13 protein-coding genes are annotated in these 17,563 nt (G+C 63.0%); 3 read left to right on the plus strand and 10 right to left on the minus strand.

Going from position 1 to position 17,563, the window contains the following annotated elements; genetic code table 11:
• Window positions 1-4 precede the first annotated feature (4 nt).
• The 8 genes from tssG to tssA all read right to left on the minus strand — a co-directional run bounded on the left by tssG (window position 5) and on the right by tssA (window position 8,104).
• Window positions 5-1,084 carry a type VI secretion system baseplate subunit TssG gene (gene tssG, locus KHO31_RS00615; protein ID WP_201073087.1) on the minus strand — a complete coding sequence of 360 codons (1,080 nt, stop codon included), beginning with the start codon at window positions 1,082-1,084 and terminating at the stop codon, window positions 5-7.
• Window positions 1,069-2,964 carry a type VI secretion system baseplate subunit TssF gene (tssF, locus tag KHO31_RS00620; RefSeq protein ID WP_211622478.1) on the minus strand — a complete coding sequence of 632 codons (1,896 nt, stop codon included), beginning with the start codon at window positions 2,962-2,964 and terminating at the stop codon, window positions 1,069-1,071. Before tssF ends, tssG begins: the two co-directional genes overlap by 16 nt.
• Before the next feature lie 4 nt (window positions 2,965-2,968).
• Window positions 2,969-3,481, minus strand: a complete 513-nt coding sequence (gene tssE / locus KHO31_RS00625; protein ID WP_201073090.1) for a type VI secretion system baseplate subunit TssE — start codon at window positions 3,479-3,481, stop codon at window positions 2,969-2,971.
• Window positions 3,474-4,310: a type VI secretion system accessory protein TagJ gene (locus tag KHO31_RS00630; protein WP_201073092.1), complete on the minus strand. Its 837-nt coding sequence runs from the start codon at window positions 4,308-4,310 to the stop codon at window positions 3,474-3,476. Before KHO31_RS00630 ends, tssE begins: the two co-directional genes overlap by 8 nt.
• A 95-nt stretch (window positions 4,311-4,405) precedes the next feature.
• A complete protein-coding gene (locus KHO31_RS00635; RefSeq protein ID WP_201073094.1) occupies window positions 4,406-4,894 on the minus strand; it encodes an Hcp family type VI secretion system effector in 489 nt (162 codons plus the stop codon).
• Between the two features lie 45 nt (window positions 4,895-4,939).
• The gene (tssC, locus tag KHO31_RS00640) at window positions 4,940-6,436 is read right to left on the minus strand and encodes a type VI secretion system contractile sheath large subunit (protein ID WP_201108685.1); all 1,497 of its coding nucleotides are present in this window, start codon (window positions 6,434-6,436) and stop codon (window positions 4,940-4,942) included.
• Between the two features lie 25 nt (window positions 6,437-6,461).
• Complete coding sequence (gene tssB / locus KHO31_RS00645) at window positions 6,462-6,968, minus strand: type VI secretion system contractile sheath small subunit (RefSeq protein WP_201073099.1); 507 nt, start codon at window positions 6,966-6,968, stop codon at window positions 6,462-6,464.
• An 86-nt stretch (window positions 6,969-7,054) separates the two neighbouring features.
• The gene (gene tssA / locus KHO31_RS00650; RefSeq protein ID WP_201139088.1) at window positions 7,055-8,104 is read right to left on the minus strand and encodes a type VI secretion system protein TssA; all 1,050 of its coding nucleotides are present in this window, start codon (window positions 8,102-8,104) and stop codon (window positions 7,055-7,057) included.
• An 874-nt stretch (window positions 8,105-8,978) separates the two neighbouring features.
• Here tssA and KHO31_RS00655 point away from each other — a divergent pair.
• Genes KHO31_RS00655 through KHO31_RS00665 form a run of 3 tightly spaced genes read left to right on the plus strand, consistent with a single transcriptional unit; the run spans window position 8,979 to window position 11,327 of the window.
• The gene (locus KHO31_RS00655) at window positions 8,979-9,659 is read left to right on the plus strand and encodes a hypothetical protein (protein ID WP_236061112.1); all 681 of its coding nucleotides are present in this window, start codon (window positions 8,979-8,981) and stop codon (window positions 9,657-9,659) included.
• Between the two features lie 34 nt (window positions 9,660-9,693).
• The gene (locus KHO31_RS00660) at window positions 9,694-10,494 is read left to right on the plus strand and encodes a PP2C family protein-serine/threonine phosphatase (protein WP_211622480.1); all 801 of its coding nucleotides are present in this window, start codon (window positions 9,694-9,696) and stop codon (window positions 10,492-10,494) included.
• A gap of 29 nt (window positions 10,495-10,523) precedes the next feature.
• On the plus strand, window positions 10,524-11,327 hold the full coding sequence (locus KHO31_RS00665) for a glycosyltransferase family 2 protein (protein WP_201073410.1): 804 nt from the start codon (window positions 10,524-10,526) through the stop codon (window positions 11,325-11,327).
• On the opposite strand, the gene KHO31_RS00670 is transcribed toward KHO31_RS00665, so the two are convergent.
• Window positions 11,324-15,784 carry a beta strand repeat-containing protein gene (locus tag KHO31_RS00670; RefSeq protein WP_211622482.1) on the minus strand — a complete coding sequence of 1,487 codons (4,461 nt, stop codon included), beginning with the start codon at window positions 15,782-15,784 and terminating at the stop codon, window positions 11,324-11,326. The two genes, KHO31_RS00665 and KHO31_RS00670, sit on opposite strands and share 4 nt — an antisense overlap.
• Before the next feature lie 96 nt (window positions 15,785-15,880).
• Complete coding sequence (locus KHO31_RS00675) at window positions 15,881-17,554, minus strand: ShlB/FhaC/HecB family hemolysin secretion/activation protein (RefSeq protein WP_201073105.1); 1,674 nt, start codon at window positions 17,552-17,554, stop codon at window positions 15,881-15,883.
• Between the last annotated feature and the right edge of the window lie 9 nt (window positions 17,555-17,563).

Raw genomic sequence — 17,563 nt, forward strand, 5'->3', positions numbered from 1 at the left:
TTTGCTAGTCCCTCGATGGTGTCTGTGGCGGCGCCTCGGACGCCGACGCGCGGGCCGCAGCGGAAATCCGCGAACGGCCTTCCTGGTCGGTCGGATGCAGCAACAACTGGCGCTGGTCGCCGTGCGCCGCGCCGCGCAGCGTCCAGGTGGTGTAACCGAGCCGGGTGTGACGCCCGAGTTTCAGGCGTGGCACCTCCTCCTGCCTGAGTACCAGCCGAAGGTCCCAATCGAGCCCGTCGCGAGCGTAATTACGCACCCAGTCGACGAGGCGGTTCAGGCTCTCGCCGCCCGGCAGGAAACGCTCGTAGTCGGCGCGACTCAATGGCCCGATGACAATGCGGAATTTGTGCTGGCAGTCCCATACGCGCGCACCGAGCAGCGTCGACACGCCGAGCGCGGCGGAGCCGTCCGGTGCGCCCAGGCGCGACAGCGAACTGGCCGGCAACGTCATCCAATGCCCGACCCACTGCTCGATTTCAACCGGCAGATTGAAAAAACGCGCTAATACGAGCTTCAGACCGGCAGCCGGACGCGTCGGCCCGGCCAGCAAACCGGCGAAGTGCAGTTTGGCGAAATCGGGCACCGCGTCGCGCTCACGCAGCATCGCTTCGCCGAGCCCGAACAGACTGCCGACATAAAAGGAAAAGCGATCGCGCCCGGGACGGTCGAGGCTGACAGCCGGCTGCGCATTGGCCCATGCGCGGTAGAACAGCGTCACCATCCGGTGATGAAAAACGTCGAGAAACCGCGCGAAGGTCGGATCGTTCGCGTTGCGTACACGATCGCGCACGTACTCCGTGAGGTGAGTGGGCAGCGGACCGTGCGGCCCGAGCAGGCCGAAGAACTTGACCGCAAGCCGCGCGGCGTGACGGTCCCCGGCCGGTGTGAAGGCACCCAGCGAAGTGGGATGGAACACCAGTTCCGGCTCCTGCACGAAACGGATCGCGTCGTCGCGCGGCTGCAGCGATTCGCCCACGCGCGGCTTGTCCGGATAAGCATTTTCCAGCAGCCGAACGGCCTGGAAGAAGTCGAAGCGATAGGCTTCGTCCTCGAGCCGGCGCAACAGTGTCAGAGCGTCCGGCATTGTCCGACCCTCGCTGGCCAGCGCATGATCTCGCCGCGCGAGAGCGTCTTCACGACGGTCTCGGTGAACGAGTTGATCGACACATATTGCGCGAAATAATGGGCGAGCACGGCGCCGAGCAAAAACGCGCCGGCGCCTTCGAACGCTGCCTCATCGAGCGTCACCGTGACTTCGAGGCCGCGGCCGAACACGATCGGTCCGGCGCATGGCAAACGTCGTGTCACCGAACGTGAATCGATCGAGCGCACGCCTTCGATCAGGCGCTGGCTCGCGATATCGTCGGCGGGACAGTAGAGTCCGAGCAGATCGCGCATGGCGCGTGCGCCTTCCTGTGCGTCGTTGTCGAGCAGCGACGCGTAATTCAGTGACAGGTGGCTCAGCAGCCGCCACGCGACGGCCCCGTGCGCATACGACGGCAGCGGCCGGCTCGGGCCGCTCAGGCACCGCACGCTTTGGACCGGCGCTTCGACGTCGAGCGTGAAATCGGACGGCCCGACGCCGATCGGCATGATCAGCGGCAAATCGCGATTGGTGCACAACACCTGCAAGCCGAGTTGCCGCAGGTCGGCGCGAAACGGCGCATTCGCCGCGTCGACCAGTGCGACGAACATCTCGCTGCCAAGGTAGCTGGTGCGCGGCCCGCGCTCATGCTGACGCGAGGACGGCAGACGTTTTTCGCGGCGTACCTGGTAATAGGCGCCGGCGCGATAGGTCGCGCCGAGATCGCGCGCGTGATAGAAAGGTTCGAACTGCTGTTCGCCGCCCGCCCCCGCGCTATAGCCCGTCGCAGTTTCTATCTGATAGATCTCGAAGTCCATCGGCCGCGTGCGGTCAGCGACCACGTGATATTCGAACTGCTCGTCCGACAGCGGAATGCGATCGGTGCGCCGTGAAAACAGGTTGACCGCGGGCGTGCAATGCAGCGCGAAATTCGCGGCGTCGAGCGATTGTTCGAGTAGCGGATCGCTACGCTTGAGCAGCACGATCACTTCGACCTCGGTGTCAGTGCAACGGCGCAATGCCGCTTGCAAACCGTCGAGCGCCAGAAACATGAAGCGCTGCGGAAAGGCGAAATACTCCTGCAAGAGCCGGTAGCCCTGGAACGACTGCCGACTGATCGGCAGGAGCGCCTCGTCGTCGGCAAAGCCCACTGGCCGCAGCGCGCTTGCCGGCAACTGCACATGCCAGGCTGCCGGGCGTTTGACTGGCATGACGACGATACCGCTCACCGAACCCAGCAGACGTTCGTGGATGCGCGTGGGCATGCCGTCGGTACCGCGCAGATACAAGGTCAGCCGGTCGAGTTTCAACTGGTTGATTTTCAGACCGCCCGTGGCACGCAGGCGCAGTCTGAGGCCGGCCTTGATACCCGCTCCGGCCACCATGCTCGCCGGCAGTGCGCTATCCATGCCGCCGAGCGAGCCTGAATGCGTAAAGAATTTGGCCTCCGCGATTTCGAGCGGCCAGAGCGTCACTTCATGCGCGCTGCGGTATTCGCAACGCGTCGAGCCGTTCTTGTCGAGCGCGCTGCGCAGTGCGCTGCCGCGTGGAATCCGCACGCCCTCCGCGAGATTGGAACTGGTGAGATCGGGCTGGATTTGCACCACGGCCATTGACGGCGTTGGCGTGAGGTAATGCGGGTACACCAGTTCCGCGAGATGTTGGGTGAAGCGCGGATATTCATCGTCGATTTTCAACTGCACGCGCGCCGCAAGGAAACTGAATCCTTCGAGCAGACGTTCCACGTAGGGATCCGCGCACTCGAGGCTTTCCAATCCGAGCCGCCCCGCGATCTTCGGAAACTCGCGCGCGAACTCGCCCCCCATCTCCCGCAGATGCTGCAGTTCCTGGCTGTAGTATTTGATCAGGTCTGGATTCATGGCTTCAGCGCGGTCCGCCCTGGTCGAGCACCCTGATTTCGCCGACTTCCAGATCCAGTTCAGTCCTGAAGTAGAGCCGCTCCGGATACGGCTGTGCCCACAGATCGCCCTCTACCAGAAACGACACCGTGTTATGACGCCCGGTCGTCTCTTCGAGCTGCATCGAACTGACTCGCACGGTATCGCGCAGGATGCGCGGCTCGAACGCCCAGATTGCATCGCGCACCAGTCTCTCGAGCTGCAATGGATCGATCCCGGAGGCGGTCTTGCCGGCAATGTCCGGTAAGCCGAAATTGATCACCGAGGTTGCGACATAGGGATAGCCCGTCAGATCCTGCACCGACGCGAGGCCGTTCGCGTTCAGCAGCCAGCCGAGATCGCGCTGCACGCTCTGGCGCAGCGCACGCATCGACAGAACACGGCGCTCGCGCGCTTCCAGTTTCGCCTCCGGTTCGAGATCGGTCAGCCGGTCGAGCAGCGAAGGCTGCAGGCGGTCGCGGGCGGTCAGCTCAGCCATGGTTCGGCACGGCCGCGCCGTCCTCGTCAGGATGGGCGTCGCCGCTCATCAGTTCGATGGTCCGCACGTCCAGTAACGCGTAGTCGTTCGCATCCGTGGCGAACATGCGCTGTCCCACGGGACGCGCAGCCGTTGCGTCGTCACCGATCCATTCCGTCAGGTGCGCAAGCCACAGCGCACGATTCTCTTGCGCGAGCGTGCCCGGGTAGCGAGTGGGAATGAGGCCGGCGGCCTGGCCGTCGTTGGCCCATGTGAAGACGGCCGGCATCCAGACCCGGTCGCGCAGGTCGGATGGCGGTTCGATCTCGATGCGTTTGATTCGAAAAAACGGAATCCAGTAATAACGCCCGTTCAGCACGGTTTCGAGTGTGGGGCCGAGCCGGTTGTCCGCGTCTGCGAGCCACGCAAATGGCTCGCCGTTCAAGGTGCCGGCTGTGGCGGGCGCCTCGTCGAGCGCCTGCGCGCGCGCGGCGGCCGCCGCGCCGGTATCGCCCGCAGCATCGAGCCGCAACGCTTCGAGCAGTAATGCAAGCCAGCCGGTCGGCTCGCCGAAAATCAGCGGTCCGCGCTCGCCTTTGAAGACCGCCTCGCGCAGCGCCTCGCATTGCAGCGCTTCGCGGTAGGTTTGCACCATCGGCAGCGCGGCGGCGTCGAGCTCGCCCACTACGTTCAGTTGCGTCAGCGCGCGATCCCAGGCCCCCGTCACCGCGAGTAACTGGAACAGAAAGACGCGATAGGCGGCTTTCGACGGCTCTTTGCGAACCTGGGCTTGCAACTCCCGCAGGCACCCGTCGAGATCGCCTTCGCGCAAATGCTCTTCTGCGGTCATGCTGGTTCGCTCCGGTCAGGCTTACGTGATCCCACGCGCCGATGCACTGCAGCGGCGCGGCCGGTGCAGTGCGGTCGTCCTATGCCGCCAGCTGCTCAGGTTGGCGCGTTGGCGGGAATGTTCCATTTCACTTCGACCACGCCGCCCTCCTTCGCACCCTTGGCGTTTTGCGGCTGGTACTCGACATGGAACTTCTCGAAGTTGAGTGTCACGTTCTCGGTAAAGCGCTCTTCGCCACCGGACCCGCCCGTCGAATACGAACTGATCAGCACGCCCTCCAAGGTGATCTTGTAGTACTCGAGCGGATTGTCGCCCCCGGCCTTGCGCACGGTCAGCAGTGCCTTGTCGATATGGGTGCCCTTGGTGCACGCCGCCATGATCGGTGGACTCGCCTTATCGCTGTATTTGGTGAACGACAGGTCCTGCACCGACACCTTGCCGGCCCCGCCGCCCGTGCCCATGTGCATCGTGCCGCTCTGGCTCATGCCCCAGCTCCACGCCAGCACTTCGATATCTTCTTTATGGGTCTTGTCCTGCGACTCGCCCTTGATATCGCCCAACGTCATGAACATATCGATGGCCATGTCTTTCTCCGCTCAAAACAATTCGTCACTGAATAGGGATTTCCGTCATGCCGCCTTGGCTGACGGAAGCTTCGAAACCAGCCGTAGCGATACGGTCAGGCCTTCCAACTGGTAGTGCGGACGCAGGAAAAACTTCGACGTGTAATAGCCCGGATTGCCTTCTACCTCTTCAATCACGACTTCCGCTGCAGCGAGCGGGCGTCGTGCTTTGGACTCTTCCGTCGAGTGCGCCGGATCGCCATCGACGTATTGGAGGATCCAGTTCTGCAGCCAGCGCTGCATGTCGTCCTTCTCCTTGAAACTGCCGATCTTGTCGCGCACGATGCACTTCAGGTAATGCGCAAAGCGGCTGCAGGCGAACAGATAAGGCAGACGCGCGGCCAGATTCGCGTTCGCGGTAGCGTCCGGGTCTTCGTACTCCGCCGGCTTATGCAGCGACTGCGCGCCGATAAAGGCGGCGAAATCGGAGTTCTTCTTGTGGACGAGCGGCATGAAGCCGTTCTTCGCCAGTTCGGCTTCGCGGCGGTCGCTGATGGCGATTTCGGTCGGGCATTTCATGTCGACGCCGCCGTCGTCGGTCGGGAATGCATGCACCGGCAGATTCTCGACCGCGCCGCCCGACTCGATGCCGCGAATCCGCGAACACCAGCCATACATCTTGAATGAGCGGTTGATATTGGTCGCCATCGCATAGGCCGCATTGGCCCACGCGTATTTGCTGCTGTCCGCGCCGGCGGTGTCTTCCTCGAAATCGAATTCTTCGACCGGATTGGTTTTGGCGCCATACGGCGCGCGCGCGAGGAAACGCGGCATGGCGAGGCCGACGTAGCGCGAATCCTCTGACTCGCGCAGCGAACGCCACGCGGCATGTTCGGGCGTCTGAAAGATCTTCGTCAGATCGCGTGGATTGGCCAACTCCTGCCAGGAGTCCATCAGCATTACGGCAGGATCGGCGCCCGAGATGAACGGCGCATGCGCCGCAGCGGAAATTTTTGCCATTTGCGTCAACAGATCGACGTCGGGTCCGCTGTTGTCGAAATGATAATCGGCCACTAGTGCGCCATACGGCTCGCCGCCGAACTGGCCGTACTCCTCTTCATAGAGCTTCTTGAAGAACGGGCTTTGATCCCACGCGGTGCCTTTGTATTTCTTGAGCGTCTTGTACAGATCGCCCTTCGATACATTCATCACGCGGATTTTCAACGACTCGTCCGTCTCGGTGTTGTTCACCAGATAGTGCAAGCCGCGCCACGCGCTCTCGACCTTCTGGAACTCTTCCGAGTGGATGATCTGGTTGATCTGGGCGGTGAGCTTCGCGTCGATCTGCGCAATCAGCGATTCGATGGTTGCGAGCACATCGCCGGAGATCACGTTGGTGTCGCGCAGCGCCTGTTCGGCGAGCGTGCGTACCGCCGTCTCGACGGCTTCCTTCGCCTTGTCGCTCTTCGGTTTGAATTCCTTTTGCAGCAGGTTCGCGAAATCGCTCACTTCAAGCGCCGCTTCGCCTGGTTGCGCTTGCCCTTCGGTGCTGGGTTCGGCCATGGTCAGACTCCCCTGTAGATCACGCTCATTCCTGCGGCTTCGGTGCGGATGCCAACGACTGCAGCAACGCAGGGTCGTTCAGCAGTTTCGCGATCAGATCCTCGGCGCCGGTCTTGCCGTCCATATAGGTCAGCAGGTTTTGCAACTGGCCGCGTGCCTCCAGCAGCTTCGACAACGCGTCCACCTTGCGCGCGACCGCCGCAGGAGAAAAGTCGTCCATGCTCTCGAAGGTCATGTCGACCGCCAGGTTGCCCTCTCCCGTCAACATGTTCGGCACCTGCACGGCAACGCGCGGTTTCATCGACTTCAAACGCTCGTCGAAATTGTCGACGTCGATCTCGAGAAACTTTCGATCCGCCACCGGCGCCAGCGGATCCGCCGGCTGACCTGAGAGGTCGGCCAGCACACCCATGACAAAGGGCAGATTGACCTTTTTCTCCGAACCGTAGACCTCGACGTCGTACTCGATCTGAACTCGCGGCGCTCGATTGCGCGCGATGAATTTCTGGCTGCTTTCCTTGGCCACGACCATTCCCCTGGTTGACGCCGCACGGCCGCGAGCAGCGTGGCGCGTGACTGGCGTTGCTACAAGCAAAAAGCACATCCCCGCCTGACTGCCTACTCGTTATCGATCCCGCCGACCTGCCGTGCCTGGCCCATTCCTTCGGGCGCGAGGTCCTGCAGAATTTCCATGAAACTCTTGTCGACCAGCCGGCGCGCGCGCATCAGCAACAGTGGCACCGGGCTGGAAGGTTCGTGGCGCTCGTAGTACGCGCAGATCTTGTCGATCATCCGGATCACATCCTGACGATCCACGATGTCGCCGGACAGCGGCGCGCCCGCCGGCGCCGCGCTCGCGCGCTCGCCCGTGGCAGCGTCGCCGTCTGACGATGAGTTCGCAGCCTCGGCTGGGCCGCCCGTACCGCCGCTACCGCCGATACGCTCGCCGAGAAAGTCGGCTGCCCGCCGCAGCAGCCTCGCGAGCGGCGACAGGTCGATCGAACGCGCTGCGCCGACGCGTTCGGTCAACACCGTCTCGATGCGCGTTGCGCTATGCAGCGCATCGAGCAATGCCGCGTGCGCAGCGGCGGCATCTTCGTGCGCGTCGGCAATCACCGCCTCGATCGAGTTCAGCGACGGCGCCTCAGCGCCGTTGGCAAGCGGGACTTCTCCGGTCGCATATTCGATGTCGCGCAACGTGACGACACCATGCATGCGCGACGACGCGAGCGGTGCATCGCGAACGTCGACCAACATGCCGGACTGTTCAGTGAGCGCGACGAGCGCGTTGACGCGTGCGGTCGGATCGTTGTCGTCGTCGGGGTCGAGTTGCGGATAGACGTGGTCCCAGCGCTGTTCGAGCAGTCCTTCCACGAGCGCGAGGCCTTCGGCGAAACCGCCGAAACCCTTGCGGTTCAGTAGCGCGCGCGCCAGATGCACCGCGACACGCAGGTCGCGGCTCTTTGCGAGCAAATCGAGTGACAACGCTTCCGCGATTTTCCAGTCCGGCGGCGTGGCGGCGACCGTGGTTGCGCCGTACTGCACCTCCGGCTTGCCGTGTACGACCTGCTCCAGTTCAAGGAAGTCAGGGTCGTACTCGAGGTCGTCCCCGCACGGACTGGCAGCTGATATTTCGGCAAGCATTACGCCCGCAGCAAGCGTGGCCATGTCTTGAATCGGTCTCGGATGAGTAATATTTACGTGCCGTAAATGATCGGCACGGGTCGCCCTGCCAGCAATGAATCAGCGCTCCCAGAAATGCGTATCAACTCTAATTAGATTGTCTAAGCGCGGGTATTCCGGAGTTTTAGCGCACTGCGGACTTTTTTACCGACAATCCGATAGGAGAATAGCACGCAGCCCGGAAAATTAAAGCCAGACATCAATAAAAACGGAAATTCATTAATTAAACGAAACACTATATCCAATACGGATAATTTTGTAATTGTTTAAAACGTTAAATTTCGTATGACAATCAATAACCAGCAATCATCAGACTATTCAAGTCATCTTCTGACTACCCGAACAGCCCTATCCAATGGCCGATCCGGCGGATCGACGAACATATAAGTAAACGAATCAGACGCTCATTTTTTTAAAAAATCAAGCCTCGTTTGAAACAGGTAAACCCTGATATAAATTTGAGGGTTAGTACCGATATCAATGGAACGTGCGTATGAATTCATCTGCATGACATATTAAGTTTTATCTTGTAATAAAGAAAACAGGCCAATAGACTAACTTTGTTTCTGATGCCTCTGCGGGGTGCGTTGCGGATTTCATGGTATTGCCCGCGTTTGGCGCTGTCGCCTGCCTAATCGGGAGCGGCGGGCGAGTTCCAGAATCGTTGGCGACAGGATCCGCCGTACCACAAAAGCGGTAAAACTTGCAGCGTACGCATCAGGGCTTCGCCCCGGCAGCGGGGCTCACCACTTCGGGGTGAAGAGTGGCACATATCCAAGGCGCAGCTGCAGTAGACCATGCTGGGGAAAGCGCACTGCCCGACCTGTGGCAACGGCGCACATGCCTGAGCCATGACGAGATGGAATCGATCTATACGATCGTGCGCCACGCGCTGACGGGCTACCACCCGTCGGAACTGCAAGCGCTTGGCGAGGACAAGGAAGAACTCATCTCGCAGTTTCTCTATTTGAAGGTATTCCGTCTCGAGACCGCGCAGACGGCCGTGCAGAACTTCCCGCTGCACAGTGCGCCTTCAACCAGTCATGCAGTGTGCGCGTACTTTCGCCGCTATCTGATCGACTGTCTGCGCAGTGCAAGCCATCAGCGCAATGTGTCGCTCGATGAAGATGACGTGATGCTCGAAATCGACCGGCAAACGGCATTTCATCCGGATCCGATCGGCTCGGTACTGCTGCAATACGGACTGCACGAAGCCGAGGTGCGCGAATCCGCGTCGCGCTTCATCGCCGCGCTCGACGATGCCGACCGCATGCTGCTCGCAGGCAGCCTCGGCTGGCTGTCAAACGAAAAAGGCGGTTTGTCGCAGGTGGCGGCGCGTTACGGCATCGCGTCATATCACTACCGGGCGCGCAAGCTCGGCGTCACCTTGAAAAAAGGCTCGATACCCGCCGACTTCGCCCGCACGGAAATCGGCCAATGGATCGAGCAGCGCCTCGGCATCGATATCACGCCGGGCAATCGCATTGCCATCCTGCTGGTTTTGGGCATTCTGTCCGCCCAGTCGCACGCGCAGGAATGAGGTCGCGAGACCACGAGCACATGAGAGGTCAACGGTGCAACTTGCCACCGCAAGCCTGACTGACCAGGGCGGCCGGCCACGCAATGAAGATTCGTTCGGCGACTGGTCGAGCGAGCGGCTCTACTATTGCGTCGTCGCGGACGGCGCTGGCGGACACGGCGGCGGCGACACCGCCTCGCGCATCGTCGTCGATTCCGTACTGGCGGATTTGCGCTACCTGACTGTTGCGGAATTGCCGCCGACGGGCGAGCGGCTGGTGAGCGCGCTCGCACATGCCAACGAGAACATCGTCGAAGAACAGTTGCGCGGCGACGATAACGAGAAGGACATGCGCTCGACGGCCGTGCTGCTCGCTATCGATCGCGAATGCGGCACGGCCGCATGGGCTCATTGTGGCGACACCCGGCTCTACTGTTTCCGCCATGGCGAAATCAGCGTCCGGACTCGCGACCACAGCATGGTTCAGGAGATGGTCGACGCGCAGTTGCTCGCCGCGGAGGAGATGCGCCATCATCCGCGACGTAATGTGCTGTATGCCGCGCTGGGCACCCAGGATCAACTGGACATTGCGGGCGTGGACGGCACGTTCGCGCTGCGTGACGGCGACGCTTTTCTGATTTGCACCGATGGGCTGTGGGAGTATGCCGACGACGCCTGCATGGGCGAAGCGCTGGCCGAGGCTGCGACACCCGGCGCCTGGCTCGACGCGCTGGCGGTGAAAGTGCGCGCGAGCGCCAGTGCGAATCACGACAACTTCACGGCGCTCGCGGTGTGGGTCAGTGAAGATCCGGAGGCGACGGTGTTGCAGCTCGCGCAGGGTCCGGCGCCGGTATAGCGCCCGAAACCGTTTCGACGAGTCTCGCTATCGTGCCAATCTCGATCATCATTCCCTGCCTTCAGATGGCAGCGACGCTTGGACGCGCGCTGGAAAGCTGCCTCATTCAGCCAGAGGCCGCGCAGATCATCGTCGTCGACGACGGCTCGACCGATGCCTCGATCGAAATCGCGCAGCACTACAGGCGCGCCGACGCGCGCGTAGAAGTGCTGCGCATGCACGTGAACGGCGGCGTCGCCGCCGCGCGCAACTGGGCCGCCATGCATGCGTCTCAGGATCTGCTCGCCTTTATCGATGCCGACGACGAATACCTGCCCGCTGCGTTGCGCGCCGCAAGCGGATATCTGCAGGGTTGTCCGCAGGAGGCGTCCGTGCGGCTGGATGTCGAGTTTGCCGGCTTTCCGCAGGCCATCGTCGCGCACCCCGAGTTCGAAAAATACGCCGCGATCCTGAGCAACACCGTGCCGAGCAGCCTCGTCATCCGGCGCGCGGTGTACCGCGCGCTCGGCGGATTTCCGACAGACGAGTTCTTTCGTCGCGTCGGCGGAGAAGACGGCGCATTCTCATGGGCGTTGAGCAAGCTGTTCGGCAACCGGCGGCTGATCGATGCCAAACGTGTACGCCAACATTACCATCCAGCCATCCATGCTGAACGGTTCTTCAGGATTCACATGGGAATGGAGCAGCCTGTCCACGAGGAGGTCGTCGAAGCACTGCGGCTGTCGCAGCAGTTTGTTGCCGGAGCCGAGGCCGCGATCGCGCAACTGCGCGCGCTGCACTCGCCCGCCGGCACGGCAGCGCACGCCGCACCTGCACCCACTTGCCAACGCTAGAAGTCGCCACAGCCGTGCTGGCTGTTTATCAGCATGCAGCTGTTCAGGTTCGGCTGCGAACGTACCCGCTTCCATTCGACCGCGAGAATGTCCTGATTGTCGCCCGGCGGCGTGGTGCTGAAGAGCGGCTGGTTCGAGCCGATGCAAATGTTGGTGCCCTGCAGATTGTTTTCATAGACGAAGGTCTGCTCCTGACTGCTGAAGAACGACTGCAGACCGCTTTGCGCGATCGGATTCAATATCGGGATCACCGTCAGGGTGCCAGGCACTTCGTTCACGATATAACCGACGCCGGACGTAAAGTTGGGGTTGATCGGATATTGTCCGCCGGGTGAATTTGCATTGGCAGGGGATGTCACTGAGCCGCTCAACGCTCCCGCCGCGCTATCGCCGTTGACGAAGCCATTCGATGTGGCGGTAAAAGGCGGGTTAGGCGCTCCGGCGAAACGCGTCGCGCCGCCTGCGGTGACGGTCACCGTCGGCCTCGCGACATAGACGAAATGATTGCCGGTGGTGGGCACGCTGCCACCCCAACTACAGCCCGAGCCAAACAGGCAGCCGTAGAAATTGGGCTGCGCGGTGTTCGGCTGAACGCTGCCGCGCATCTCCCCGTTCCAGGTGCTCGCCCAGATTCGCCATGCGTTGCCGGCGCTGATCATGCCCGAGCCCGCATCGACGAAGACGCCGTTCTCCATCACCAGATCGACGGCGCCGCCCGCGCTGAGGTTCGTATTCGGACCCGCCGGCGACGGCGCGCTGCCGCCCAGCCCGATATTGCCCGTTGTCGCAGTCGCAACCAGGTTGCCGGTCAGGGTGGAGTTCGTGGCGTCGATCGTGTTCAACTGGCCCGCAGCGGAATTGAACGTCTGGCTCGTGAGCGGACCGATCACGAAACCGTGCGAGTTAGAGAAGTCGACATTGCCCGCGCCGGCCATCGCCAGCACGCCGACATCGTTTTGCGGATCCGTCAGCGTGAAGTTGCCGGGGCCGGCGAGGAGCAGCCCGGCGGCCTGTATGCCGCCCGGGTCCGTGACAGGGCCAGCCGAGAGCAGCATCAAGGTCTGTCCTGGTGTCGAGATACCGTACGGCAGCGCGATCCCCTGGCTGCCCGCGCCCGGATTGGACAGCGTGAGATTGTTCGCGAAGCTCGGGCGCGTCGGCACGCAGGGCGAGCCGCCCGACGCGCACTGTCCGTTGACCGTGATAAGCCCGGTTTGCGTGCTGGAACCCAGCACGATGTTCGGGATCGACGCAAAGGTCGCGAAGGTCTGCGGGCCGATGCTGAGACCACCGCCCGTGCCGAACAGCGTAATCGGCGTCGCGTTTTGCGCGGTGATCGCGAAGCTCGACGGATCGACCGACGCCGGCATGATCGACAGCACGCCGCCCGGCGACGACAGGGTGGATTGCGTGATGGCGAGGCTGCTCGCCGTGCCGTCGTTGAATGCACGTAACACGATCGAACCCGGACTCGTGGTCGAGATCGTGACGTTATTGACCGTGGAACCGCCAGATGGACCTGCCAGCGGAAACTCGTTCTGCGCACTGGCGGGTACGACAACGCCGATCGCTACGCCCGGATCGGACGTCGTGGTCGAACCGGCGATCCCGATGGTGGTCGCCGGCCCTGTCGCGCTGATCGTGCCATTGGCAATCAGCACGCCATAGTTTGGGCCGGTGCCAGCCGGGCCGGCCACCGCGCCGCGAATATCGATCGCGCCGCCGTTGGTCGACTTGATCGTCGACCCGTCGCCGATCAACACGCCGTCGACGAACGTACCGGTACCGCTGCCGAAGATGCTCAACGTGCCCGAGCCGGTCGTCACCGACACCGGGGCCGTCTGTACACAGTCGCATAGACTGTTTTCGAACAGCAGGCCCAAGACCGAAGCGCCTGGAAAAGCCGCTCCAATGCTTTGCCCGGACAATGCGATGTTGCCGCTCGCCGACTGGACCGATGACCCGTGCATGTCGAAACCGATGCTGCCATTCATGACCGACGGCACAGTCCCGGCGACGGTGATGTCGCCGCTGCCGGTGTTCAACGTTACGCCATAGAAATAGACGCCGTCCGCGAAGGAACCGGCGGCCCCGGTGACAGTGCCCGATATGCCGATCACGCCGGTTGTGTTGGAGATCGTCGTGCTGTTGACGCCCACGCCTTCGCCCCCGTTTCCCGCCACGCTGCCGCTAACCATGATCGCGCCGCCCGAACTGCTGAGCCCGGGCTGCAAAGCGGGGCCCGCGCCCACCGTGGCGCCGCCGGTCAGAAAGACGCCGGTCCCGAAGTCGCCGACGGCGCTGCCGGTCACGCTGAGTGCCCCGCTTGTGGTGCGGGCGGAACTGCCGGACAGGAGAACACCCGTGCCCTCATCTTCGCCATTCGAACTGCCTGTGCCATTGATGGTGAGCGCTCCAGTACCGGTTTGAATCAGGTTGTTGCCGACGACAAACACGCCGTCATTCCCCCCGCCGCCGGCGGAGGCCGTGCCCGTGATACCCAAAGTGCCGCTCGTCGTCGAGATCGTGCTGGTGGCGTTGATCGCCACCCCCGAGGCGTCCGGGCCCAGTGCGGTGCCCGTTAGTGAGATCGCGCCGCCCTCAGTGGTAATGGCCGAAGCGTTGATGATGACGCCCGCCGAGGACGTGGTCAGGTAGCCAATCGCGACGCCATTCACTGGGAATGTGCCGGTGACCGTCAGATTGCCGTTCGCCGTGTTGACGCTCGAGGTGTCGATCAGGACCGGGCTGGTCCCACCGCCGCCCAGGGTCACACTGCCGCCGTTGGTACTCAGCGTAATGCCCTGGAGCGAGACCAGACTGGCCGGGCTGGTCCCGCCTACGTTCGCATCGAATACGATGCTGAGCGGCCCCGAACTCGACGTGATATTACTGGTGACCAGAACCGATCCCGACGCGCTCAGCTTGAGCGTGGCGGGTAAGGTGCCGGTTGTGACAATCGGCGCGTTGACGTTGATATCGCCTGCGTTGTCATCCAGATCGAGCCCCGTCGATACCGTCACCGTCATGCCGTGGTTGAGCGGGTCGGTGATCGCCGTGTTCAGGATGTACGTGCCGGCCGTGAGCGGTCCGAACATCACCGTATTGGAATCGCCGGGTCCGGTTTCGCTTTGGGTCGGCCCGGTGGCGCCTTCCGGCAACACCGACACGATGAAGACCTCGAACGGATCGAGCAGCCACCTGCCGCCCTGGCCTTTCGCCGCCGACGCGTCGATCGTCGCTCCGGTCGTGTCGAGCGCGTGCCCGGAGGTTTCGATCAACCCGCCATTGCCGCCTTGCGCTCCCCCCTTCGCCGACAACGTGCCGTATATCCGGCTGGCTGTCTCGCTGTAGGCCACGACGTTGCCGCCATTCCCGTTGACAAGCGCATCCGCATGGATGCTAGCTGTGGGTGACATCCAGATCGCGTTGGCATTGCGAATGGTGGGGTCCGCGCCCGCCGCCCCGCCGCCGAAGTGCACCGTACCGCCGCCCACGGCGCCGCTCGCATCCACATACGCGCCGGCTAGCAGCGCCACGTCATGACCGGTCACGTCGATCCTGCCGCCCGTTTGCCCTGCGCCGCCGCTTGCGTCGAGCGTTCCGCTTACCAGCGTCACGCCGTTCGTGCCGCCGTCGAGCAGAATGTGTCCGTCGCGCTCGCTCAGGCTTTGCGCGCGCACGATGCCCTGCTGGTTGATGACCGTGCCGGCCAGCGCATCGGCAGTCTGCGCGCTCATGACCACGGTGCCGCCATCGGCGGCCAGCGTGCCGGTATTGCCGATCAGGGCGCTCGCCGCCCCCTGATTGATCTTCAGGGTCGTCAGGCCGTCGCCGGCAAAATCGACGGTGATGTCATTGCCGGCGCCCAGCGCGACGGTGCCAAGTTTGGCGCTCACGGTGCCGCTATTGCTGACGGCGCCGCCGAGCAACGCGATGGTGCCGCCCGCTCCGGCCGTGAGCGAACCGGCATTGCTGACCGGCGCCACGGACGTGCCGACAAAGTGAAAGTTGCCGGCGAGGAAGTCGGCGTTGGAGATATTGAGTGTCGACGCAACCATCGAGCCGACATTCACCGATGAACCCGGCGCAAAGATCACCCCCGCGGGATTGACGAGAAACACCTTGCCATTGGCCTGCAAGCGTCCCGCGATCACGCTGGGGTCGTTGCCCATCACGCGGTTGAGCAGCGCCGAAGAGGCCGACGGTTGGGCAATCCTGACGGCTTCGCCGGCGCCGATCGAAAACGTGTTCCAGTTGACGATCGCATTGGACGATGTCTGCGTGATATTCATCTGCCCCGCGCCCGGCGAGTTGACGTTCACCGTTCCGGCCACCACCTGCGCGCCGGTCGGGTTCGCCAGCAGGGACGGCATATACGACGCCGCGAACAACGCGGCGACCGCACCGGCGATCGCGCCTGCATGCCTCGGTCGCACACTGCATGGCTTGTTCATCGCACACCTCAGCACCGGGCGGATGCCGGCACGACCTACGATTCAGCAATCCCGTCGCCGGCGCTTCGCGCGTGGAAACAGGGGGTCAAATTCTGACTAGAACGTCTTCGTCAATTGCATATAAAAGCGCGGCACCTTGTCGTTGCCGGTGGTATCCGACCCGGTCGTGCGCCATGCGACCGTGCCCTGCAGCGAAAAGCCGCCCGGCGCCGCCCAGAATGCGCCGAGACCGACGCCGCTGCGCGTGATCATGTTTGGCCCCTGGTTCGGGCGCGAGTTGGCGTTGTACCAGCCCGTGCCGAAGTCGAAAAAGCTGAACACGGTCGCCCGCGAATCAATTGCAAAACGTCCTTCCAAGGTGGCGACGAAACCTTCGTCGACGAGCGCTTCGGACGGCGAATAAGCCCGCACCGCGTGCGGTCCGCCCAGCAGGAAGCGTGACGAACTGTCGAGCGTCGTGGCGGCCCATTGGCCGGATACGCCGGCGAATACGCTGAACCGGTCTGTGACCGCATTGAGGCGGTTGGCGAAGAACGTCGCGCGCAGTTCGTTGCCTTGCGTGTCACGCCCGAACGACGAGGCATCGAGTTGCTCGGCCGCCGCGTTGCGGAAATGAAGACTGCCGATCAGCAACTCCACGTCGGCGCTGTTGAAGCCTCCGCCGAAGAGCGCGTCACGGCTTTCGTAGCTCAGGCCGACGCTGCCCTCCACCATCGATCTGGGATTGTGCAGATCGACGACGCCGACGTTGTCGATCAGGTCGCGGTACTCGAAATTGACGCGGCCCAGCAGACTCTGATTGCGGGTCCGCACGAGGGGATGCGTGAGCGTGAAGTCGAGCACGGTCGCTTCGCCCTGCGCGTCGAGCGATGCGAACTCCTTGCCAAGCGCATAGTTCAGCCGCGACACGGCGACACCGATGCGCGTGCCCTGGGCGTTGATCGGCGCTTCATAGCCGACGCGCCCATATAAGGTGTCGCCCCGCTCGCTGGCCAGCAGCCGCAGATCGAGGTTATCGCCGATCATGAACGGCGAATTCAGACGGGCCAGTGTGCCAAGACGCCATGTTCCGCTGGAGTCCGCGCCATAGTTGTCGACGTCGACGGCAAAGGTCCAGCGTTTGGCCGGCGCGATGCTAATGGTCAGATCGACCGTGCCGGGTTCGTCGCCCGCTTCGATTGCCGAGGAGACGAGGATGCCCGGCAGGTCGGAGAGCAGCAGCATGGTCCGCTCGAGTTCGTGCTGCTGCAGCGGCGTGCCCACCGGAATCTGCGCGACACGTGCGCGCAGCAGGTCTTCGCGGATCGGCGTACCCGCCGCGATGTCGAGACGCACATGGCCGACACGCCCTTCGAGCACGCTCAATTCGACGTTGCCAGAACTCACGTCCTGCGGTGGGATGACCACCTGGGCGAGCACATAGCCGCGATCTCGATAGACCTTCGTGATGCGCGCGGCAATCGCTTCGAGATCGGCAAAGCCGATTTCCTTTCCGATCTTGTCCTGGACCGGCGCAAGCAGCACGTCTGCCGGAATCGTATCGTTGCCCTTGAGCGTGATGCCTTTCAGCAGAAATGTCGGGCCGGGCGCCGTCACCGGCGGGATCGCCTGCGGCACGGCGGGCAACGCCTGGCCGCCGCCGGGTGGCGCCGGACGCGTGTCGCGCGGCGCCGTCTGGTTCAGGATGCTGCCCGCATTTGGCAGCGTCTGGCCCCACGCGAGCGCACTACTGCAGGACACCGCCGCGGCAATCAGTCGGAGTCTGTTCATGGGTGTAGG

The sequence above is a fragment of the Paraburkholderia domus genome, assembly GCF_905220705.1.
Lineage (GTDB): Bacteria > Pseudomonadota > Gammaproteobacteria > Burkholderiales > Burkholderiaceae > Paraburkholderia > Paraburkholderia domus.